The 20,917-nt window shown below is 73.4% G+C and carries 15 protein-coding genes and 1 pseudogene; 6 read left to right on the forward strand and 10 right to left on the reverse strand.

Translation table 11 applies throughout. The features are described 5' to 3' along the window. Positions 1 to 23 precede the first annotated feature (23 nt). Positions 24 to 845, forward strand: coding sequence for a hypothetical protein (locus ElP_RS37850; protein WP_197446882.1), 822 nt, complete (start codon positions 24 to 26; stop codon positions 843 to 845). 68 nt (positions 846 to 913) lie between these two features. Here ElP_RS37850 and ElP_RS10840 read toward each other — a convergent pair whose 3' ends face one another. The 4 genes from ElP_RS10840 to ElP_RS10855 form a co-directional block, all read right to left on the reverse strand. Beyond that, complete coding sequence (locus ElP_RS10840) at positions 914 to 2,008, reverse strand: tetratricopeptide repeat protein (RefSeq protein WP_145269165.1); 1,095 nt, start codon at positions 2,006 to 2,008, stop codon at positions 914 to 916. Between the two features lie 52 nt (positions 2,009 to 2,060). Further along, positions 2,061 to 2,519: a DUF29 domain-containing protein gene (locus ElP_RS10845; protein ID WP_197446883.1), complete on the reverse strand. Its 459-nt coding sequence runs from the start codon at positions 2,517 to 2,519 to the stop codon at positions 2,061 to 2,063. A 204-nt stretch (positions 2,520 to 2,723) separates the two neighbouring features. Further along, the gene (locus ElP_RS10850) at positions 2,724 to 4,706 is read right to left on the reverse strand and encodes a redoxin domain-containing protein (RefSeq protein ID WP_145269169.1); all 1,983 of its coding nucleotides are present in this window, start codon (positions 4,704 to 4,706) and stop codon (positions 2,724 to 2,726) included. A gap of 234 nt (positions 4,707 to 4,940) precedes the next feature. Beyond that, entirely contained in the window at positions 4,941 to 7,436 is a 2,496-nt protein-coding gene (locus ElP_RS10855; protein ID WP_145269171.1) for a response regulator, read from the reverse strand. Between the two features lie 442 nt (positions 7,437 to 7,878). On the opposite strand from ElP_RS10855, the gene ElP_RS10860 reads away from it, so the two are divergent. The 5 genes and pseudogenes from ElP_RS10860 to ElP_RS10880 all read left to right on the forward strand — a co-directional run bounded on the left by ElP_RS10860 (position 7,879) and on the right by ElP_RS10880 (position 11,099). Further along, the gene (locus ElP_RS10860) at positions 7,879 to 8,226 is read left to right on the forward strand and encodes a biotin/lipoyl-containing protein (RefSeq protein ID WP_231749651.1); all 348 of its coding nucleotides are present in this window, start codon (positions 7,879 to 7,881) and stop codon (positions 8,224 to 8,226) included. Next, positions 8,223 to 8,705: an NUDIX domain-containing protein gene (locus ElP_RS10865; protein ID WP_145269173.1), complete on the forward strand. Its 483-nt coding sequence runs from the start codon at positions 8,223 to 8,225 to the stop codon at positions 8,703 to 8,705. The genes ElP_RS10860 and ElP_RS10865 overlap by 4 nt, the downstream gene beginning before the upstream one ends. Before the next feature lie 100 nt (positions 8,706 to 8,805). Further along, positions 8,806 to 9,417 (forward strand): annotated as a pseudogene (gene tmk / locus ElP_RS10870) (dTMP kinase); the annotation flags it as partial. A gap of 4 nt (positions 9,418 to 9,421) precedes the next feature. After that, complete coding sequence (holB, locus tag ElP_RS10875; RefSeq protein WP_231749653.1) at positions 9,422 to 10,420, forward strand: DNA polymerase III subunit delta'; 999 nt, start codon at positions 9,422 to 9,424, stop codon at positions 10,418 to 10,420. A 373-nt stretch (positions 10,421 to 10,793) separates the two neighbouring features. Then, positions 10,794 to 11,099, forward strand: coding sequence for a hypothetical protein (locus ElP_RS10880; RefSeq protein ID WP_145269179.1), 306 nt, complete (start codon positions 10,794 to 10,796; stop codon positions 11,097 to 11,099). Between the two features lie 320 nt (positions 11,100 to 11,419). Here the strand turns inward: ElP_RS10880 and ElP_RS10885 are convergent, their stop codons facing one another. The 6 genes from ElP_RS10885 to ElP_RS10915 all read right to left on the reverse strand — a co-directional run bounded on the left by ElP_RS10885 (position 11,420) and on the right by ElP_RS10915 (position 20,519). Continuing rightward, positions 11,420 to 14,452: a PQQ-dependent sugar dehydrogenase gene (locus ElP_RS10885; protein ID WP_197446884.1), complete on the reverse strand. Its 3,033-nt coding sequence runs from the start codon at positions 14,450 to 14,452 to the stop codon at positions 11,420 to 11,422. Positions 14,453 to 14,574: 122 nt separating this feature from the next. Then, positions 14,575 to 15,900 carry a tetratricopeptide repeat protein gene (locus ElP_RS10890; protein ID WP_145269183.1) on the reverse strand — a complete coding sequence of 442 codons (1,326 nt, stop codon included), beginning with the start codon at positions 15,898 to 15,900 and terminating at the stop codon, positions 14,575 to 14,577. Beyond that, complete coding sequence (locus tag ElP_RS10895) at positions 15,897 to 17,792, reverse strand: CRTAC1 family protein (protein WP_145269185.1); 1,896 nt, start codon at positions 17,790 to 17,792, stop codon at positions 15,897 to 15,899. Before ElP_RS10895 ends, ElP_RS10890 begins: the two co-directional genes overlap by 4 nt. A gap of 11 nt (positions 17,793 to 17,803) precedes the next feature. After that, positions 17,804 to 18,847, reverse strand: coding sequence for a tetratricopeptide repeat protein (locus ElP_RS10900; RefSeq protein WP_145269186.1), 1,044 nt, complete (start codon positions 18,845 to 18,847; stop codon positions 17,804 to 17,806). A gap of 118 nt (positions 18,848 to 18,965) precedes the next feature. Continuing rightward, positions 18,966 to 20,117, reverse strand: coding sequence for a DUF1559 domain-containing protein (locus ElP_RS10905; protein ID WP_145269188.1), 1,152 nt, complete (start codon positions 20,115 to 20,117; stop codon positions 18,966 to 18,968). Positions 20,118 to 20,309: 192 nt separating this feature from the next. Beyond that, on the reverse strand, positions 20,310 to 20,519 hold the full coding sequence (locus ElP_RS10915; protein WP_145269192.1) for a hypothetical protein: 210 nt from the start codon (positions 20,517 to 20,519) through the stop codon (positions 20,310 to 20,312). Between the last annotated feature and the right edge of the window lie 398 nt (positions 20,520 to 20,917).

The raw sequence follows: 20,917 nt of genomic DNA on the forward strand, positions 1-20,917 counted from the left end.
CGGGCCGGCGATCGAGGGCCGACATGGCCCCCACCCCACCCGTCAACGCCCCGAGGGAGAACGACGAGGTCAACGTCGCCATCGCCGCCTCGGCCGACTCCGGCGGCGGCACGATCACCGCCCGCAAGGCCGGCGGCCTCCGCGACGTGGGCATGAACGTCGACCCCCTGCAGGTCGGCCTTCCGGCGGCCCTGCAGCACCTGGCCAAGGGGGTGAACATCGCCTTCCAGACCGACTACGGCGAGAACTACCTGGAGGCCGTCTACCAGGCCGCCGTCGTCTTCGACGACGAGATCCGGATCGTCCACAAGGAATACTTCGGCTTCGGCCAGTCCTGGTTCAGCCAGTTCGGCAAGCTGATCCGCTCGATGCAGCTGACCTTCGACGGCCCCGACCCCGCCAGCCCCGAGGGCCAGCGCCGGCTCCGGGAGAACGGCCCGGCCACCATCCGAGGCATGCTCAACCTCTTCGGCCGCAAGCTCGACCTCGTCGCCGAGTACGAGGACCGCGTGCCCGCCTACGTCGAGCAGATGTTCGACCGCCTGGAGGCCTCGGGCATCATCGACGGCTGGAACCGGGGGGACTGGAAGGTCCGCACCACCCGGATCGGCCTGGACATCCGGATCACCCCCGCCGAGCACGTCCTCGAACAGCTCGCCGCCCGGGCCAAGGCCGAGGCCGAGGCCAAGCGCGCCGAGGCCGAGGCCGCCAAGGCCGAGGCCGAGGCCGAAGCCAAGCGCGCCGAGGCCCGGGCCCAGTCCGCCAAGGCCAAGGCCGAGCCGGAGCCTGAGCCCGAACCCGAGCCCGCCAAGGAGAAGAAGGGGGGGAAGGGGCGTCGGAAGTGATCCATCCTCGCGGGTGACGGGGGACCGGGGAGGCATTCGCGCCGATCCGGCCCCCATCCCTTCCCGGCTCAATCCTCCTCCGTCAAGGCCTCGATCCGGGCCCCCGCCGTCTTCGCCTCGGGGGTGCCGGGGGCCTCGGAGACGACCCGGCGATAGAAGCCCAGGGCGCCGTCGGCCTTCCCCTGTTTCTCCAGCGTCTGGCCGAGCCTCAACAGCGAGGCGGCCTTGCGGCGGGCCTCGGCGTCCGCCGAGGGGGTCGGGGAGGGCTCGGGATCGGGCTCCGGGTCCTCGTCCGGCCCGACCCCCGGGTCGGGCCGATCGCCGAGGTCTCCGGGCTTCGGGGCATCCCCCTTGGCGACCTCGGACGATCGGCCGGGGGTCGGGCCGAAGGAGCCGTCGCCCCGGCCGGTCCCGATGGCGTTCGACCCGTCTGAGGGGGCCGAGGCCATCCGCTCCTTGAGCTGCTGGGCGTACTTCCCCGGGTCGGCGAGCACCTCGTCCCGGCACCCGGAGCAGCAGACGGGGAAGGTCGAGCCGCCGGCCGAGACGGCGATCGTCGCCGCCCCGCCGGTCACGATGCACCGCGAGCCCCCCGTCACCGCCCCCCCGGCGGCGAAGGTGACCCCCTCCTTGCCGAGGTTGGCCCGGACCAGCCTCGCATACTGCGGGGAGCCCGGCGCCTTGCGGTCGAACCAGAAGTCGGAGCGGATGCCGTTGGAGTTGGGCCGGATCGTCAGCCGGTCCTCCCCCTCGGGGCCGGACCGCCCCAGCGTCATCGCGTTGGTCTTCGAGTCCCGGGTGCCGACGAAGGCGACCGACTCCCCGCCCGGCCCGATCCCCTCCAGCCGATAGGAGGAGGACTCGGGATCGAAGGTCAATCGCCCGGCCTTGAGGACCTTGCCCCCCTCGATCGCCAGGGCCATGCCGACCGGCTTTCCGCCCTCGAAGGCCCAGGCCCATTCGTGGGACTCCCGCCAGCCCCTCAGCGGGTCGTCGGCCGGCACCGCCTGGCCCTTCCATCGGCCGATCAGGTCCGAGTACGGCCCGAACGCGGCGGGCACGGCTCCCGACTCCCCGGTGGGTTCGACCTGAGCCGGGGCCCCGGCGATCGGGCCGAGCAGGGCCAGGACGATCAGGGAGACGGACCGAGGTCGATCGAGCATCAGGAGTCCTCCCGGGGGCCGGGACGGGGGCAGGGGCCGAGGTGCGAGCGGCTCACGCAGGATCGTCGTCCAGGGGCCCCGACAGCATCTCGTCCAGCGAGAACGGGCAGTTTTCCGGGAAGGTCGAGGCCGGCAAGCCCATCTCCGCGGCCGCCTGCCGGACCCCGTTGGCATACGCCCGAGGCAGGACCTCGGTCGCATGGCCCCGGAGGACGCCACTCTCAAGGAGATCCGAAAGCTCCTGACGCTGCACCTCGACCGTCGCCCGCCAGCTCCCCGACCGCCGATCCGGTTGGTGGATCCACTTCAAGTGGTGGGCAATGAGCAGCGAGAGGCGACTGGTCACTTCCCGACGATCGCGACGGGCCATGTCCGAGAGGTACTCCGCCAGATTCGAGGAATCGACCTCGTCGAGACGGCCCTGCCGGATCAGCTTGGACATGGCCTCGAGCCAGGCGGTCTCGTCCCGCTCGAAGAGCGAGGCAAGCCGGGCGGCAGTCGCCGTGGTCATGGGATCTCGCCTCCGCTCGGTGGTCTTGATGCCCCTGGGTTGTATCGTACGACGGGCCCCGACCCTGGGGCAACGCATCCCGAGGGGTGACGCGAGCGGCCGGCCGAGCCCCCGATCCCCCGGGGGGCTGCGTCCGGGCGCATTGCAATTGCATCACGTCGGGCCCGTTCGGCCCGACCCGGACCCGACGGGCCGTCCGTCGGGTCACTCCTGCCCGCCGATCGCCTCCATCACTCCCAGCTTCGGCCGCTGCTCGGGGGGGAGCGGATAGGAGACGTCGACGAAGCCGATCATCATCTCCTCCCAGGTCTGGGATCCCCAGCGGACCGGCTTCGAGGGATCGGGATTGACCGGGTTGTCCGGGGAGTTGTCGAAGTGGGCCAGGCAGTCGATCCGATCCCCGGCGCGGAAGGGGATGGGCTCGGCGAGGGTGTAGTAGCTCTGCCAGTTGAAGTCGTAGGCGGGCACGTCGAGCAGGATCTCGCCGGTGCCGTCGGCGTAGGCCGCCTCGTAGCGGAAGGACTTGCCCCGCAGGTGCATGTGCGGCATGAGGGCGATCAGCTCGGCGTCCCTCGGGAAGACGAACCGGGACCGGACGGGGAAGTCGGCGGCCTGCTCCTTCGCGTCGGGGCCGGAGCCGGGGGGGATCTCGAATTCCGAGTCGGCGATGCCGATGGTCAGCGCCTCGCGCTCCACCGGCCGCCTCGCCAGCACGAGGCCGACCTTCGACCGGTCGATCCGGAGCTTGCCGATCGGCGTGTAGTGCAGCTCCAGGATCATCACGGAGCCGGCCGGGATCCGCTTGGCCGTGCCCGGGGGGTAGACCGAGGGCATCTCGCCCGGGGCATAGCCGCAGAGGTGGATCCGGTCGCGGCCCTCGTGGTCGCCGCCGGGGGGGACGATGTAGGCGATGATGTGGTGGACGACCGAGCGGTCGGTCGGCCGGGCCTCGGCGGCCTGCACCCAGACGTCCTCCTCGAAGTCGAGCGGGATCCGGAAGTGCTGGTAGGGCTCGGCCCCCTCGGCCTTGATCGTGTAGGGCCTGGGCATCTCGACCACGAGGTCCGGCTCGCCGATCGTCCAGCCTTCGGGGTAGTCGATCGGCGCCGGCAGGTCGCCCGGATCCCCCTCGGGGGCCCCTTGCTCGATCCAGGCCAGCAGGATCGCCCGCTCCCGGGGCGTCAGGCTGCGGTCGTTGGCGAAGTGCCTCCCCTCGGGGAACCGGGGGTCGGCGTGCCAGGGGGGCATCCGCCTCAGGTCGACGACCTCCTGGATCCCGGCCGTCCGCCGGCTGACCTCCGGGTAGCTGGTCATCGGGAAGGGGCCGACCTCGCCGGGGCGGTGGCACGACTCGCACTTCGCCCGGACGATCGGGGCGACGTGCTCGCTGTAGGTGACCGGGCCGACCTCGTCGATCAGGGCGTCGGCGTCCGGGGCGACCTCGCGCCAGGCCTCCTCGAGCTGCACGGCCGGGGGCCGGACGCGGTCGGCGGCGGCGATCAGGCGGTTGACCCGGGCGGCGACGTCCAGGTCCATCAGGTCGGCCACCCGGCCCCGGTCCTCCTCGCGCTCGATCGGGCAGCCGACGACCGGGGTCGCCGACGGGTCGGGGGCCCGGCCCTCCAGGACGGCCCCGATCGCGTCGGCCAGGGAGTGCCGCCCGGGGGAGTCCTTGGCGAAGCCGAGCCCGTACTGGTCGTCGATCGCCCCCCGGTAGCGGAGCACGCCCCCGGCGTCGAGCACCAGGGCCTCGCAGGTCCGCTCGGCCAGCAATCGGTCGGCGACGGCGTTCCCCTCGTCCCTGAGGCTCGGGAAGGGGAGGCCGAACTCCTCGGCCTGCGCAGCGACCTCGCCCGGGCCCTGGCCCCGGTTGGAGTTGATCGCCAGGAAGGCCACCCCCTCGGGCCCGAAGCGATCGGCCAGGCGGACCAGGCGGGGCATGTACAGGTCGCCGATCGGGCAGTCGATCCCGGTGAAGACGATCACGGCGGGCTTCCCCCCCCGGAGCTCGTCCAGCGAGACCGTCCCCCCGGTCCGGGGGTCGGGCAGCCGGAAATCGGGCACCCGGTCGCCGAGGCCCCGGCCGAGGATCTCCGCCTCGGCGGCGGCGTCGGCCCCGGAGGCCTCGGGGACGATCGGGACGAGGACCAGGGCCGCCAGGGCCCATCGCAGCAGTCGAACGCTCACGTCGTCGCGCTCCTGGGGAGATCGGGTGGGGGCGGTGTCGCGTGGGCCGGCCGGCCGGATGCCGGGCGATCGGGGGGTGGACCGGCCCCTCCCCGGGTCGGGGGGAGCCAGGTGGCCCCGGGGTATACCCCGGGGCGAGGCCAGGAGTTTCGGCGGGACCGAGGATCGAGGCCGGGCACCGGCCGGCGGGCGTCGGCGGGGGGGCCCCGTCCGGTCGGCCCCTCTCGCGTCGGGTCATCGCCTCCGGGCCTGCTCGACGTACCGGTCGACCTCGGTGAAGTCGACCGGCTTGGTCAGGTGCAGGTCGAACCCGGAGGCGAGGCTGCGGTCCCGGGCGGCCTGGCCGTCCCGGCCGGTGACGGCGATCAGCCGGGCGTCGGCCAGCTCGGGCTCGAGCCGGACGGCCCGGGCCACCTCCAGGCCGTCCATCGGGGCGTTGAGGTGCAGGTCGCAGAGGATCACGTCGGGGAGGAACCGGCGGGCCGCCTCCAGGGCCGACGGCACGTCGGCGGCCAGTTCCACCTCGTGGCCGATCCGTTGCAGCACCCGGCGGGCGACCTCGGCGAGCGACTGCTGGTCCTCGACCAGCAGGATCCGATAGGTCGACCGCCCCGGCTCGGCCGGGTCCGGCCCCCCGACCCCGCCGGCCTCGCCTCCGGCCGAGGCGTCGCAGGCCCCCCGGATGTAACGATCGAGCCTGCGGAGGTCGACCGGCTTGGTGACGTGGCGGTCGAAGCCCGAGGTGATCGACCGCTTCCGGTCCTCGACGCCGCCGTAGCCGGACAGGGAGATCAGCCGGCGGTCGGCCATCCAGGGGGCCCGCCGGAGCCGGCGGGCCAGCTCATAGCCGTCCATCCCCGGCAGGCCGAGATCCACCACCAGCACCTCCGGCCTCAGCTGCTCGGCCCGCTCCAGGCCGCTCGGCCCGTCGTGGGCGAGGTCGACGCGGTGCCCCTCGGCGCGCAGCAGTCGGGCCAGGGCGGTGCCCATGTCCCGGTTGTCGTCGATCAGCAGCACGTGGCGGGCGGGCCCGATGGCGGCCCGGTCGTCCTCGGGCTCCTCGGGCCGCTCGGCGGGGTCGGGGGGCTCGGCGGCGGGCAGGCGGACCCGGAAGGTGCTGCCCAGTCCCGGCCCGTCGCTGGCCACCTCGACCTTACCGCCGTGCAGCTCGACGAGCCGGCGGACCAGGGTCAGGCCGATGCCCAGCCCCCCCTCCTTGCGGTCCAGCGACCGCTCGGCCTGGGAGAAGAGGTCGAAGACCCGCTCGCGCATCTCGGGGGTCAGGCCCAGGCCGTTGTCCTGCACCGAGATGAGCAGCCGCCCCTCGGCCCCCGGGTCGGGCCCGATCGCCAGCCGGATCCGGCCCCCGGGCGGGGTGTACTTGACGGCGTTGGTCAACAGGTTGACGATCACCTGCTCCAGCCGGGTCGCGTCGGCCTTCACCCAGATCGGCCCGGGGAGCCGATCCAGGGCCAGGGCGTGCCCCTTGGCCTCGGCCGAGGGCCGGACCGCCCGGGTCGCCTGGTCGGCCAGCTCCCCCAGGTCGACCGTATCGGGCCGTAGCGCGATCCGGCCCCGCTCGACCCGGGCCACGTCCAGCAGGTCGTCGACCATCCAACGCATGTGGGCGACCTGTCGTTCCAAAATCGCCGCGACCTCGTCGTCCGGCGCCCCGCCCCCGCCCCCCCGCAGCAGCGCGACGCCGTAGGCGATGGCGGCCAGGGGGTTGCGCAGCTCGTGGGCGAGCATGGCCAGGAACTCGTCCTTGCGGCGGTCGGCCTCCACCAGCCGGGCCTGGGCCCGCTTCTGGGGCGTGACGTCGGTCATCGTCACGACGTAGGCCAGCCGACGGCCGACCTCGTCCCGGATCGGCCCGCTGTTGAGCAGCAGCACGTCGCGGCGGTCGCCGCAGGCGAGGGCCACCTCCCGGTTCCGGACCGGCTCCTCGCCGAACACCTCGGCGGGGGGCAGGGGGGGTGCGTCGGGGGAGACCCCCGAGCCCTCGGGCCCCGATCCGGTCTGGCGGAGCGGGAAGGCCTCGACGAAGGGGCGCAGCAGCGGGTTGCCGCCGCAGAGGCGGTGGGCCTCCCGGCTGGCCCGGAGCACCCGGCCCTCGGGGTCGCAGACGACGATCGCGTCGACGGCCTGCTCGATGATCGACCGCGCCAGCCGCTCCGAGGCGAGTAGCTCCTCGTCGCGCTTCTGGTGGGACAGGTCGGTGACCGTCACGAGGAAGGCGTCCAGCCCGTCGAGCTCCAGCGTGCCGACCCCCACGGCGGCCGGCAGGGTCGCGCCGTCAGGGCCGAGCAGGCGGAGCAGCACGCTGTCCCGACGCTCGGACCCCGACCGGGCCGAGGCCACCAGGGCCTCCAGGTGGCCGATCGAGTCCGGGTCGAACAGCGCGGCCACCGGCCGGCCGATCACCCGGTCGGCCGGCAGGCCCAGCAGGTCGGCCAGCGCGTCGTTGGACCGCAGGACCCTCCCCTCGGCGTCGCAGACGGCCACGCCCTGGGCCATCAGCTCGACGATCGCCCGGTAGGGCCGGTCGGCCCCCTCCCGGATGAAGACCTGGGGCCCGGAGCCGGCCGGCACCAGGATGGCGTCGGCCTCGCCGGCGTAGATGGCCTCCAGGGCCTGCTCGGCCTGGTCGGCCCGCCTCGTGGCGGCCGAGAGGGCCTGCCTCAGGGAATCGACGGTCGGGTTGCGGTCATCCGCGTCCACGGGGAACACCTCTCATCCGCTCGGGGCCTTCCCCGGATCCAGGGTCCCGATCTCGGCCCCCGGCCCATCAGGATACCGTCGAGTCGCCCCGCCCCGCATCGGGCTGGGGCGCCGATCGCCGCCTCGCCGCGTCCCGGCGACTCGACCGAGCTGACCCGGCCGGGGCGGCATCGCCCCATGTCCGCCCCGGCCCGTCCGGCCGGGACGCGGACCCGGGAAGGCCCGGGGGTCGGTTCACCACAGAGTATGCGTCACGGATCGACGCCCCCGTCGGCCTTCCCCCCCTCGCCGCGTCCCGGTCGTCTGCGGGCCCCCGGCCGGGGCGTGGCGACGGCGGGGGGAAGGCCCGACTCCCCGGCGGGAGGGCCCGGAGACGACTGGAACGCGGGACGAGCCGGGGGTATAGTCGAACCCATCTGTCGCGGCCCGGCACGCGGGGGAGTCCCCCGACGTGCCGGCCTCGATCCGCACGGGCCGTCAGCCAGGGTTCGCCATGCGCCTGGAGGCAGTGGTCCTGCCCGAGCTGGGAACCGACCCGGACGAGCCGATCATCATCAGCCACTGGTTCGCGTCTCGGGGAGACGAGGTGTGGGAGGGGGACCGGCTCGTCGAGGTCCTGGTGGGCCCGGCGACCTTCGACGTCCCCGCCCCCCGGTCCGGCCGCGTGGCCGAGATCCGAGGCCGGGAGGACGATCGGGTCTGGCCGGGGTCCGTCCTGGGGCTGTTGCTCGTGCCGGATGATGGCACCGACGGCGGATCGCCGACGCCGGACGACGCCCCCGGACGACCTCGCCCATGAGCCCCTTCTTCGAGCGATCCGCCGGCGTCCTCCCGTTCCGGGTCGCCGAGGACGGGACGACCCTGTACCTGGTGCTCCACTCCGCCACCGTGCGCAACCCCCGCGCCCGCTGGGAGTTCCCCAAGGGCGGCATGGACCCCGGCGAGACCACCCGGCAGACCGCCGCCCGGGAGTTCCAGGAGGAGACCGGCCTGACCGACTGGAGCTTCCGGGAGGGGTTCGAGCGCAGCCTCTCCTACACCTACCTCCGGCAGGGGCGCAAGGTCCTCAAGACCGTCGTCTACTACGTCGTCGAGGTCCACGACGCCGCCGCGCTGACCTGCTCCTCCGAGCACATGCCCGACCCCACCGGCCACTGGCACCACTGGGGCTCCTTCGACCGGATCTCCCGACTACTCTACCACGCCAAGATCCGCCACCTCTTCGCCGACGCCCACGAGTGGCTCACCGGGGAGCCCGTCCGGGGGCCCGACCGCTGAGCCCCGGCCCGGCTCGGCTTCCCGATCGGCCCTCTCCCCGGTAGAGTGGCCCCATGAGCACTCCCCCCCCCCGGAGGCCGGCCGGCCGGGCACCTTCCTCTGCCTGGAAGGCCCCGACGGCGCGGGCAAGTCGACCCAGGCCGCCCGGCTCGCCGGGACGCTCCGGGCCAGGGGGGTGGAGGTCGTCTCCTGCCGGGATCCCGGCGGCACCCCGCTGGGGGACCGGCTCCGGGCGCTTGTCAAGGACCGGGGGGACGTCCCCATCGGCATGAGGGCCGAGATGCTCCTGTTCATGAGCAGCCGGGCCCAGCTCGTCGAGCAGGTCATCCGCCCCGCCCTGGACGCCGGCCGGGTGGTCGTCTGCGACCGCTACCTGCTGAGCAACGTCGTCTACCAGGGCTACGCCGGGGGCCTGGGGGTGGAGGAACTCTGGACCGTCGGCCGGGCCGCCACGGGGGGCCTGATGCCGGATCTGACGCTCCTGATCGACGTCCCTCCCGAGGTCGCCCGGTCCCGGACCGGCGGACCCCGGGACCGGATCGAGGACCGGGGGGAGGACTACCGGGCCCGGGTCCGGGACGGGTTCCTGCGGGCGTCGGCCTCCTACCCGGCGCCGATCTCGGTGATCGACGGCTCGACCGGGCCGGACGAGGTAGCCCTCCGGATCGAAGGCGAGGTGAGGCGTGCCCTGGGGATCGGTCCGAGGTCATGATCGGGTGGTCGAAGACCTCCGCCGGGCGGCCTCCGGCGGCCGGTTCCCCCATGCGCTGCTGTTCGTCGGGCCCGAGGGGGTGGGCAAGAAGACCCTCGCCCGACGCCTGGCCCAGGCCATGTTCTGCGAGCGGAGGCCCGAGTCGGCCCTGGACCCCTGCGGCGAGTGCCCCTCCTGCCGGCAAGTCGCCTCGGGGGACCACCCGGATCTGTACGAGGTCGCCCGGCCGGAGGACAAGCACGACCTGCCGATCGACGCCATCCGGGCCCTGGAGCACGACCTCGGGCTGAAGCCGATGCGGGGCTCCCGCAAGGTCGCCATCGTCGACGACGCCGACCACCTCAACGAGCAGGCCGCCAACGCCTTCCTCAAGACCCTGGAGGAGCCCCCCGATGGCGCCATCCTGATCCTCGTCGGCACCGCCAGCGAGCTGCAGCTTGACACCATCCTCTCCCGGTGCCGGGTCGTCCGCTTCGACCCGCTCCCCGAGGCCGACCTGGCCGCGATACTGCTCGACCGGGAGCTGGCCGCCGACGCCGACGAGGCCTCCCGCCTCGCCCGGCTGGGTGAGGGGAGCGTCTCCCGGGCCCTGAGCCTGGCCGACCCGGCCCTGACCGACTTCCGCCGCCGGCTGGTGGACGAGCTGGCCACCCCCGGCCCCCTGGACGGCCCGGATCTCTCCAAACGGCTCGAGGAATTCATCAACGAGGCGGGCAAGGAGAGCCTGCCCCGCCGCACCCGGGCCGCCGCGATCTTCCAGGAGCTGGCCCGCTTCTTCCGCTCGGTGCTCTGGCAGGCCGCCGGCCTCGACGCCCCCTCGCCCGACCCCGACGACCGCCGGGCCGCCGCCTCGATCGCCTCCCGCCTGGAGCCCGAGGACGTCTTCCTGCTCGCCGAGCGCTGCCTGGAGGCCGAGTACCACCTCCGGCGTCGTTCCTACCTGCCCCTCCTGCTCGACGCCCTTTGCCGCGACCTCTCCCGGCTGCTCTCCGGCCGTCGCTGAGCCGGACGCGTCCCCCCCGAATGCGGCCCGGACCCCGAGGCCGACCGGGGGCCCGGGACGATGACGCCCATCCCCGCCCTTTTCCGAATGTCGGGGGGAGGGGCCGGGGCGGGCGATCGACCGGCCGGCCGAATTCCGGGACACAACTGCTTCAACCGGAAGGCATTCCGTCCGCGATCGGCGGGAACCGGGAAATCGACCGCAAGAAACGCCCCTCCCCGACGTATACACTGGTGGTGCTCGCCCGCGACCGATCGGATTGAGGGGAGGGACAGAACCTCCCGGGACGTCGCGGTGTCACTCAGACGAATCGATCGGCCCTCCCCGCGTGGGGTCGGCGCCCGGTCGGTTGGACGTGCGAAGGACTCTCCCCATGACCCCGAATCCCCCCCTCCCGAGCCGGGCCGACACGCCGGCCGACGCCGTGCGAGGCCTCGCCTCGCGGGCGTACCGCGTGCTCAGGCTGGGCCGAGCGGAGGACCGGGACGAGGTGCTCGACCTGCTCGACGAGCTGCATCGGTCCCGCCGGCTGCTGGACGGCGCCGACGGCGGCGACCTCGCCCGGTGGTTCGACCACCTGGAGGCCGAGGTCTCCGGGCTGATCGCCCCGGTCGAGCCTCAGGACCCCGACCCGCTCCGACGCGCCGTGCCCTCGGCCTGCTGCGGCGGCGTCGCCTGACGACGCGGTCCCCCCCGATCCCCCCGGATCGGCTCGGACCGCTCGCAAGGCCCCCGGGACCGACCATCCCCCCGCCTGCTCCCCGCCCCGCCTGATCCCCGCCACTCCCCACCCCGATGGCCTCCCCCAAGGCCGATCGCATCCCCGGCGGTCGACCCCGACCGGATGGATCGATCCCCCGACCGCTTCGGGGGCCGATCGGATTCGGCCCGGTGGCGGCCCGAGGAGCTGGGCGAACGGCCCCGAGCCGGTCTTCCGGGGGATCACCGACGGGAGCTCGGGGGGCGGGATGGCTCCCTCCACCGGGGCAATCCGATCGATCAGGGCGAGGCGACCTCCCGCAACGTCGAGAGGTACTCCAGCAGGTCGGCGGCCTCCTGCGCCGTCAGCGAGCCGAGCAATCGCTCCGGCATCAGCGACTCCGCCCGGGGGACGAGCTGCTCGATCTCCCCGGCCTCGACCCGGATCGACAGCCCCTCGGCGTCTTTCAGCTCGGCGAAGTCGTCGTTCGCCTGGACGAGCACCCCCGAGTGGATCAGCCCGGTGGTCGTCTCCAGGATGTACGAGACGTATTGCGGGTCGACCTGCTTCGACGGGGAGACGATGTGGTCGAGCAGCTCCCGCTTGGGGTACTTCGCGCCGATGCCGTCGAGGTCCGGGCCGACCACCCGGCCCTCGCCGCCGACCCGGTGGCAGTTCTGGCATTGTGAGGAATTGCCGAAGAAGACGACCCGGCCCCGGTCGGCGTCCCCGGCCAGGGCGAGCAGGGCGTCGAACTCGATCGCGTCGCCGAGCCGCTCGACCCGCTCCGACTCGGGCACGAACCGCTCGAACAGGTCCCGGACCTCGGCCCTCGGGTGCTCCCTCGACAGCGCCACGAGCCGCTCGGCCACCGGCCCGGCGATGCTCCCCTCGTCGACCCGACGCACCAGCGCCAGGGCCCCCCGGACGGTGCCTGTCGCCTGCTCGAACGCCTCGGCGCACGCCCCGACCGGCATCGGCTCCTCGCCGCGGAGCCGGGCGATCGCCCCCGACACCTCGGCCGGCAGGTGCCCGAACGGGTCGGCCGGGGGGCCGGTCGTCCCGTCGTCCTTCAGGGAGGCGATCCAGCGGTACATCAGGTCCACGCCCCGATCGTCCACCCGCTTCGGGCCGACCCGGGGCATCCGGCCCGCGCCGAGCTTGGCCATCCGGAAGTAGAGGACCGAGCCGAAGGGGTCGCCCGGGTCGATGATCCGGGCGTCGTCGAGGTCGAAGGCCCCCTGCATCGGCCGGACCCCCAGCGTGCCGGTCTCGGGCATCGGTCGGTCGGCGGTCAGGAACATCGCCGCCGAGCCTCCGGCGCCGAAGCGGTGGCAGTGGGCGCAGTTGACCTGGAGGTAGGACCTGGCCCTCGACGCCAGGTCGGCTGACTCGTCGTACGGATTCGACAGCCGGGGTAAGGCCTCGGGAGACTCGGGCAGCGGCCCGTCGAACAGGCCCAGCCGCTCGAAGCTGCGGAGCTGGTCGATCGGCTCGTCGTCGTCGAGTTCCTGAACGTTCATCTGCAAGGTGTTGGCCGTCAGCGGCGTGGCCGACTGCCGGCCGAAAAGCAGCCCCTCGCCGGCCCAGGGGTTGTGGCAGAGCACGCACTCCGACCGCGCCGAGATCCGGTGCGTGACCGTCCGCTCGCCCCCGGGCACCTCCGGATCGGCCACCGAGAAGGCCACCGTCTCCCCCTCTGGGGGGGACAGGGTCGCCTCGGCCTGCTCATCGTCCCAGCGGTAGGAGTAGGGACGCCAGCTGCCGTCCTCGAAGTGGAGGATCTGCGTCTCCAGCCTCCGGGTGCCCGAGGCCCCCAGGTCGATCGTCACCGTCCGGGCCAGCACCGAGCCCTCGGGGAACTTCCAGAGCTTCTCCCGCTCGAAGCCGATCCGGGAGGTCCCCGGCAGGGCCATCAACCGGTCGCCCTCGGTGCCGTCGTCCCAGAAGGGCGCGTTGATCCGGTAGGGGAGCACGCCGGGGCTCGGCACCAGGTCCTCGACCGAGGCGAACAGGCCGGTCTCGCCCAGGGTCCGGGGGAACCGGCGGTTGGACTTCGAGGCGTCGGGGTTCGGCACCAGTCGGTAGACCGTGTTCGACTGCTCGTAGTCGAGCAGGAATAGCTCGCCCGCCCGGTCCTCGCCGAAGGCGACCAGCCGGAGCGGCGTCTCGGCCAGGACCTCGTGCCGGGTGACGGCCTCGCCGTCGTACCGGAGGCCCCAGACGGTGCCGGTCTGGTAGTCGCCGTAGACATAGGCCCCCTTGAGATCCTCGAAGCGATCGCCCCGGTAGACGAACCCGCCGGTCATCGAGGCCGCCTCGGAGTGCGGGTGCTGCACGATCGGCGGAGAGATGGGGGTGGGACCCCTCGGCCCATCGGGCATGACCGGCTGGCTGCCTTCCATCAGGCTCCAGCCGTAGTTGCCGCCCTCCTCGACCCGGTGGACCAGCTCCCAGAGCTCCCAGCCCACGTCGCCGAGCCACAGGTCGCCCGACTCGCGGTCGAAGCCCATCCGCCAGGGGTTGCGGAAGCCGTAGGCCCAGACTTCCGGACGCGCCCCCTCCAGGCCGACGAACGGGTTGTCCGGCGGCACCCGATAGGCCCGCCCGGGGTCCTGCGCGTCGACGTCGATCCGCATGACCTTCGACATCAGCGTGCCCAGGTCCTGCCCGGCGAGGAACGGGTCGGGCGGGGTCGGGTCGGCGCCGTCCCCGGCGGAAATGTAGAGATATCCATCCTTCGGTCCGAACTTGAGCGAGCCGCCGTTGTGGCCCCCGGCGTACCAGGTGATGAGGATCCGCTCGCTGGCCGGGTCGGCCCGGGGGGGATCCCGGCGGTCGGGGTCGACCCGGAACTCGGAGACCCTCGTGCCGTCGTCGATCGCGTAGCCGACCGTGTAGCAGGCGTAGAACCGCCCGTTCCGCCCGAAGTCGGGGTGGAAGGCCAGGCCGTAGAGCGCGGCGAATTTCGGCTCGACGGCCTTGAGGTCGAGCAACAGGTCGGCGCGATCGGCCCCCGGGTCGTTGGCGAAGGTGACGACCCGGCCGCCGGACTGCGCGACGGCCAGGCGGTCGGTGCCGGGCACGAAGGCCAGCTCCAGCGGCCGGTCGAAGGTCAGCTTCGGGAACGCCACCTCGACGGTGTAGGGCCGGGGGGGCTCGGGAGAGCCGACCACCCGAGACGACGTCCAGGGCACCCGGCCCGACGCCTCCGGGTCGGGGGACGCGGTCGGATCGGCCGGAGGATCCGGGGGCCCGAACCAGCCGGGGACGAGCATCGCGACCGAGACGAACACCGGGAGGAGCCCGAGCGACCGGAGCAACCGACTCATGACGGAGGTCTCGCTCGTTCGCATCGAATCGACCCCAACACACGGGGTGCCAGCCCCCCACTGCCCCGGGGGGCGGCCGCCGCCGGGGGAGGCGGACCCGGGGGGGCGGCGGGATGCCTGGATCAGGAGGACGGGGGTTCGTCTTGGATGGTTTCGTCGATCGTCTCGGCGCCGTCGACCTGACCCCGGAGCCGGGCGACCGCCGCCAGGCCCTCCGGGTCGTCGGGCCGGGCCTCCAGCACGAGCCGGTGCCAGGCGAGGGCCTCACGGGGCCTCCCCAGCCGCTCCCGCTGGTCGGCGATGGTGCGGTAGAGCGGGACGAGGGCCGGGTCGCCGAGGTTCTCCTCGGCGTTGGCCCGGTCGTACAGGTCCCGGACCTCCTTCGAGGCCGCCTCGGAACGCGCCAGCCGGGCGTCGAGCCGGTCGGCCCCCTCGACGTCCCCGGCGTTGCGGAGGGCCCGGCCGAGGCGGTAGCGCAGCCGGGTGTCCTCCGGGTCGTCCGCCACCGCCCGGCGGTAGGCCTCGGCCGAGGCGGCCCAGTCGCCCCGCTCCTGCGCGATCCGGCCGAAGTGGCGGGCGAATCCGGGGGAATCGGCCAGACCGGGGGGGAGCTGCTCGATCGTCCGGGCCATCAGGGCGACCTCCCCGGCGTCGTCCAGCCCGGTGAGCAGCGCGTCCCAGGCGTCGGGGTTTTCGGGGCGGCGCTCGACCTCCCGGCGGAGCAGTTCCAGGCCCTCGGGGGCCTTGCTGTCCCGGACCAGGCCCAGCCCCAGCGCGATCGCCGAGTGCAGGTCGTCGGGATGCCGCTCGACGACCGGGCGGAACCGCTCCACCACCGCCCCCGGCGCCAGCGGCATCGCGTCCTGCCGGACCAGTTCCAGCAGGAGCTGGACGCGGTCGTGCCGGTCGGGCTCCACCCCGTGGAGCCGGAGGGCGAGATCCCTCCCCTCCCCGTCCCTCCCCTGGAGGTAATAAAGGTCGAGCAGCGACCACCCGGCCTCGGGCACCTGCGGGTCGAGCCGAAGTGCCTCGAGCCAGTGCGCCTCGGCCTGGGCCATCCGCTTGCGGTAATAGTCGGCCTTGCCCCGGTAGAGGGCGACGATGGCGGCCGTCGCGCCCCCCTCGGGCCGGACGCGGTCGAGGTGCCCGGCGGCCCGGTCGGCACGGTCGAGCAGCAGGCGGTCGGCGTCGTCCCCCTCGGGCGGGGGGCGGTCGAGCAGGACCTGGGCGGCGAGCAGGTGGCCCGGGGAGCTGGCGGGCCGGGCCTTCAGGAGCACCTCGACCCGGGCTTCCGCCGCGTCGTAGTCGCCCGCCGTGGCCAGGGCCGCCGCCTCGTCGAGCGAGGGGACCGGGCGGACCATCATCCAGCCGGCCCAGCCGATGCCCGCCGCGAGCATCGTCCAGCCGAGCGCCGACGCCGCCAGGCTGATCCGGGATCGACCCGTCATTCGGCCCGCCCCCCGGCCCCGGGGTCGGGCCCCCCCGGAGGCTCGTCCCCCTCGACGACCCGGTGCGTCCGGCCGAGTTCGGGCCCCGACAGCTCGGTCGTGCCCCCGCCCGGCCAGCGGACCACGGCCCGATCGACCTCCTCGGCCGGGCCGAGGCCGACCAGGATCCTCGGGTCGTTCGACGAGAGGTAGCTGCCGCCCCCCTTCGCCAGGCGGCGGATCGCCCGGCCCCCCAGGTGGACCTCGACGCTGCCGCCCACCACCGGCCTGCCGCCCCGGCCGACCAGCTCGAACCGGATCCAGTTCCCCGGGTCCGACTCGTTGAGCAGCAGCGCCGGGGGGCCGTCCATGCGGCTGACGGCCACGTCCAAATCGCCGTCGTCGTCCAGGTCGCCGAAGGCAGCGCCCCGGGCGACGTGGTCGATGGAGAAAAACGGGCCCGGATCCCGGACGAGGCGGTATCGGCCGTCGCCGAGGTTCCGCCAGACCTTCGACGGCTCGGCGTAGGGGACGTCCTGGCCGAGCCTCGGCAGGTTATCATCCACGTGCCCGTTGAAGGCGGCCATGTCGGGGAGGCCGTCGTTATCCAGGTCGGCCAGGCCGCAGGCCCAGCCGACCTCGGGCATGCTGTCGTTGACGATGCCGGCCCAGGCCGAGACGTCGTGGAAGAGGCCGCCGCCGAGGTTGCGGTAGAGCGTGTTGGAGTCCCCCCGGAAGTTGGTCACCAGCAATTCGGGCTGGCCGTCCCCGGTCACGTCCTCGGCGTCCACGCCCATCCCGGCCTGGTCGAAGCCGGACTCGGACCGGGAGGCGCCGGACCGCTCGGTGGCGTCCTCAAAGGTGCCGTCCCCCTTGTTCAGGAAGAGGAAGTTGGGGCAGAGGTCGTTGGCGACGTAGAGGTCGGCCAGGTCGTCGCCGTCGACGTCCGCCGCCACCACCCCGAGGCCCCGGCCGTCCTCCCGGAAGATCCCGGCCGACTCGGTGGCGTCCTCGAACGTGCCGTCCCCCCGGTTCCGGAGCAGGAAGTGGCGGCTCGGCGTGATCGAGAGCGGCGAGCAATACGTCCGCACCCCCTTGGCCTGGTCGCCGCAATAGCGATCGGCGTCGGCCTCGGACCAGCGACCGTAGGCGGTCACGTAGAGGTCGAGGTGGCCGTCGCCGTCGAAGTCGAGCGCGGCGGAGCCGGAGTTCCAGGCGTCGAGGTCGGCCCCCGAGCCCGCGCTCGAATCCCGGAAGGTGCCGTCGCCGTTGTTCAGGTAGAGCACGTTCGGCCCGAGGTTGGCGAGGTAGAGGTCGGGATGCGTGTTTCCGTCGAAGTCCCCGACCACGGCGCCGTGGCAGAAGCCATTGTAGCCGACCCCGGCGGCCCCGGTGGCGTCCTCGAACCGGCCGCCGCCGAGATTTCGGTAGAGGCGGTTGCCCGCCGAGGCCGAGGGGGCGTCGAGCGGTAGCTCCCGGGTGGTGGCGAAGTAGAGGTCGAGCCGGCCGTCGCCGTCGAAGTCGATCAGGGCGACGCCGCTGCCGTTGGCGGTGGGGAAATGCTTCTCGGGGCTGTTGCCGGATCGGTGGACGAAGTCGACGCCGGAGCCCTCGGTGGCGTCCCGGAACCGGATGGTCCCGGCCCCCTCGGCGGGGGGCTCGAACTCGGGGAGCCTCGGCAGGTTGACCGAGGTCGACCCCATGCCCGATCCCGGGGCGGCGGTCGCCGGGCGGGGTGGCGACGGGGCGGCGGTCGCCGCCGGGGAGGGCCCGGGGGCCGGGCCCGCCCCGGCTCCCGGCCGGCAGCCCGGCGCGGGGGCGAGCAGGGCGAGGGCGGACAGGTTGAGGACGATCGCGGAGGCGGCCGACCACGACCGAGGTGCCGCGATCATCATCCCTTGGGGTATCGGCATCGTCTCGGGAGTCACGGGGCCTGGGGTGGGTCGGGGTCCTTCAGGCGGTCGGCCTCGAGTCGGAGGCGGTCGGCCTCCTCGACCCGGCCGAGCCGGCGGAGGGCAAGGCTCAGGCTGTAGCAGGGCTCCGGGGCCTCCGGGGCGAGTTCGGCGGCCCGTTCGAGCAAAGGGACCGCCTCGGCCGGGTCGCCGGCGATCAGCGTCATGCGGCCGAGGTTCAGCCAGGGGCTCGGCATGTTCGGGTCCCACTCGGCGGCGCGTCGCCAGCATCGGGCGGCCTCGTCCATCCGGCCCTCCTTCTCATACGTCCGGGCGAGCTGGTCCATGAACCCGGCGTCCCCGGGGTGCCGCTCCAGGGCCCGGAGCAGGTGGGCCCGGGCGTCGGCCGCCCGGCCGAGGTTCAGCAGGCTGTGGGCCAGGTAGCCCCAGAACATCTGGGGGGGGTCGAGCGGCATTTGCTCCAGGTCCGGATCCAGCTCCAGGACCCGGGAGAAGGCCGAAGCCGCCTCCTCGAAGGTCCCCCCGTTGTAGGCGATCACCCCCCTGAGCGTGTGGCCGATGACCGCCCCCTTCGGGATCGCCGCCAGCCGATCGGCCAGTCGGGACGCCTCCCGGACGCGGTCGGCCGCGATCTCCAGGGCCGCCAGGCGGCGCAGCGCGAGCACGTCGTCGGGCTCCCGGTCGAGCAGCCCCCGGTAGGCCGAGGCCGCCTCGGCCCGCCGCCCGGCGGCGACCAGCCCGTCGGCCCTGGCGTGCAGGTCCTCGATCGTATACGGCCCGCCGGCCTTCTCGAAGAGGGGCCCGGCGCGGTCGGCCGCGCCCATCCGGCCGAGGCTCCGGGCGGCGACCAGCAAGGCCTGCCGGTCGTCGGGCCACCGCCGGAGGTGGACGATGGCCGAGCGGTGGGCGTCGGCATACCGATGCTCGGCGTAGGCCGACTCGGCCGGCCGGAGGGATTCGACTCGGCCCCGCTCCCGGATCACCAGGACCGACGCGGGAGCCGCCAGGGCGATCCCCGACAGCGCGGCCAGGGCGATGACGGCTCGCCTTCGCATCAGTCGCCTCGATGCCTCATACGGTCGGGCCGAGGGGCCCCCGGATGCGGGGCCCCCTCGGGGGACGGGGCGAGTGGGCCGGGAGGTGGCCCGCCCGCCCTGCCCGGCCCGATCCGGATCAGAACTGGTCGGCGCTGACCACCTCGCCGCCGGCCACCGTACCCAGGGCGGCCCAGGTCACGCCGTTGACCGTGCTCTTGACGAAGCGGACCGTGCCGTCCATGAACAGCACGTTCACGCCGCCGGGGTGGTGCGAGCTGGCCGCCAGCACGTTCAGCGCCGCCGAGGAGGGCTGGCCGATCCCCGGATAATAGCAGGACCGGCGGTTGGGGGTCTGGGTGTGCGAATAGGTGCACGACTGGCCCGACGGCCACCAGTCCCCCTTCCACGTCCAGTTCTTCGTCAGGCCCTGCTGGAAGCAGTCGTTCCCCTGCAGGATGTCCTGGTTGAGCTGGCCGGCGTAGGCGTTCGGCGCCGTGGGCGAGGTGTAGACCTGGAGCAGGCCGTCGGCCGACACCGCCGGATCCAGGCCGTCCCCCTTGACCCACTCGCTGAAGGTCGAGGTGTTGCTGGTGCCGTCCCGGAACGAGGCGATGGTAATCGTCCGCTCGGCGTTCAGCCCATTGAGGAGGGCCGGGCGGCCGGGCCACTGGCCCATGGCCGGGAAGTACGCCGGGCCGGTCAGCCGCCCGGCGGCGGCGCCGGAGTAGGGGTTGGTGCCGACGTTGAACGGGTAGCTGAACCCGCCGATCAGCTGGAGCGGCCCGCCGGGGAAGAAGGCGATCCCGGTCAGGTTGCCGACCCCCTCGTCCGAGGGGCAGAGGAAGGAGTTGATCTGGTTGGCGATGGCCGAGGCGTTGGCCAGCGACCAGTACGACCCGTTGGCCGTCGAGCCGTTCCAGCCGACCACCACGTCGGCGCCGCCGCCCCAGCGCTCGCCGAAGTTGAAGTTGATCGTGTTGTAGATCGCCGTCTGCTCGATGAACGGCAGCAGCCGGGAGTGGACCGACCATTGCTGCCCGGCGTTGTCGGTGCCCGAGATGGTGCTCGGCGCATACATCACCATCGTCGGCGGCAGCGAGCCGTTGGTCGACTCGTAATTGGCCATCGCCAGGCCGAGCTGCTTGAGGTTGTTGGTGCACTGCGCCCGCCGGGCGGCTTCGCGGGCCGACTGGACGGCCGGCAGCAGCAGGGCGATCAGGACGCCGATGATGGCGATCACCACCAGCAGCTCGATCAGCGTGAACCCTCGTCTCCGCGCGCGGATCATGGGGAGCGTTCCTCGAGTTCGATTGGGTGATGGGACGGTCCGGACCGGGATCATGCCCGAGTCCCGGGCGGGGAGGCACGCCGCCCCCCGAAACCGCGATGCATGGCCCTCCCGCCCTGAGGCGCCCCCGCGTGCCGGCCCGGGCGGGAGGGGACGGGGCCGCCGCGGCCGGGCCGGACGCCCGGGGGCCGCTCAGGACGAGGGCGCGGCCGCGCCGCCCTGCATCTGCTTCTGCTGCTCGTAGAACTCCCCCATGTTGGTCGGCGCGTCGGGGGCCACCTTGGATTCCATGTCCTCGATCCCCGGGTCGTTCGGCTCGCCGCCGCATCCCCCACCGAATCCGAGGGCCAGCGCGACGAGCCCGATCCTGACGACGACCGGGGGGCGAACGATCGGCCGCATGAATCCTCTCCCTCTCAATGCCAGGCGAGTTCGAAATGTGCAAACATACGCCCACCCCGACGACCGGGGCGCACCCTCCCCCCCGGCGGGCGATCGGGCCCCGCCGTCCGCCCGATCGGTGACCCCGCAATGCGCATCCCGAACCCGAAGCCCGGGCCGAGCGGCCCCGCCCGATCAACTGCCCGGATGCACTCGATCGCGCCCGATCGCAGCCATCGCTTGCCCCGAACGCACGAGTCGTGCCTCGCCGACGCGGGGCACCGCAAACATCGACGCCGAGGGCGGTCACCTTGATGACGGCCCGTTCCGCACAATACGTTGGACCGATCAGTCCGAGATGGGGAAGCTGAACGCCGGAAGGGGCGGTGTCTGTTTTATCCGCTCCCGATCCCGAGTCA

The organism is Tautonia plasticadhaerens, assembly GCF_007752535.1.
Taxonomy (GTDB): domain Bacteria; phylum Planctomycetota; class Planctomycetia; order Isosphaerales; family Isosphaeraceae; genus Tautonia; species Tautonia plasticadhaerens.

Coding starts and splice junctions, on each gene's coding strand:
- ElP_RS10885 (WP_197446884.1), bottom strand. CDS start 14,452: ATGAGTCGGTTGCTCCGGTCGCTCGGGCTCCTCCCGGTGTTCGTCTCG.
- ElP_RS10905 (WP_145269188.1), bottom strand. CDS start 20,117: ATGATCCGCGCGCGGAGACGAGGGTTCACGCTGATCGAGCTGCTGGTG.
- ElP_RS10895 (WP_145269185.1), bottom strand. CDS start 17,792: ATGCCGATACCCCAAGGGATGATGATCGCGGCACCTCGGTCGTGGTCG.
- ElP_RS37850 (WP_197446882.1), top strand. CDS start 24: ATGGCCCCCACCCCACCCGTCAACGCCCCGAGGGAGAACGACGAGGTC.
- ElP_RS10865 (WP_145269173.1), top strand. CDS start 8,223: ATGAGCCCCTTCTTCGAGCGATCCGCCGGCGTCCTCCCGTTCCGGGTC.
- ElP_RS10900 (WP_145269186.1), bottom strand. CDS start 18,847: ATGCGAAGGCGAGCCGTCATCGCCCTGGCCGCGCTGTCGGGGATCGCC.
- ElP_RS10840 (WP_145269165.1), bottom strand. CDS start 2,008: ATGCTCGATCGACCTCGGTCCGTCTCCCTGATCGTCCTGGCCCTGCTC.
- ElP_RS10890 (WP_145269183.1), bottom strand. CDS start 15,900: ATGACGGGTCGATCCCGGATCAGCCTGGCGGCGTCGGCGCTCGGCTGG.
- ElP_RS10845 (WP_197446883.1), bottom strand. CDS start 2,519: ATGACCACGGCGACTGCCGCCCGGCTTGCCTCGCTCTTCGAGCGGGAC.
- ElP_RS10880 (WP_145269179.1), top strand. CDS start 10,794: ATGACCCCGAATCCCCCCCTCCCGAGCCGGGCCGACACGCCGGCCGAC.
- ElP_RS10915 (WP_145269192.1), bottom strand. CDS start 20,519: ATGCGGCCGATCGTTCGCCCCCCGGTCGTCGTCAGGATCGGGCTCGTC.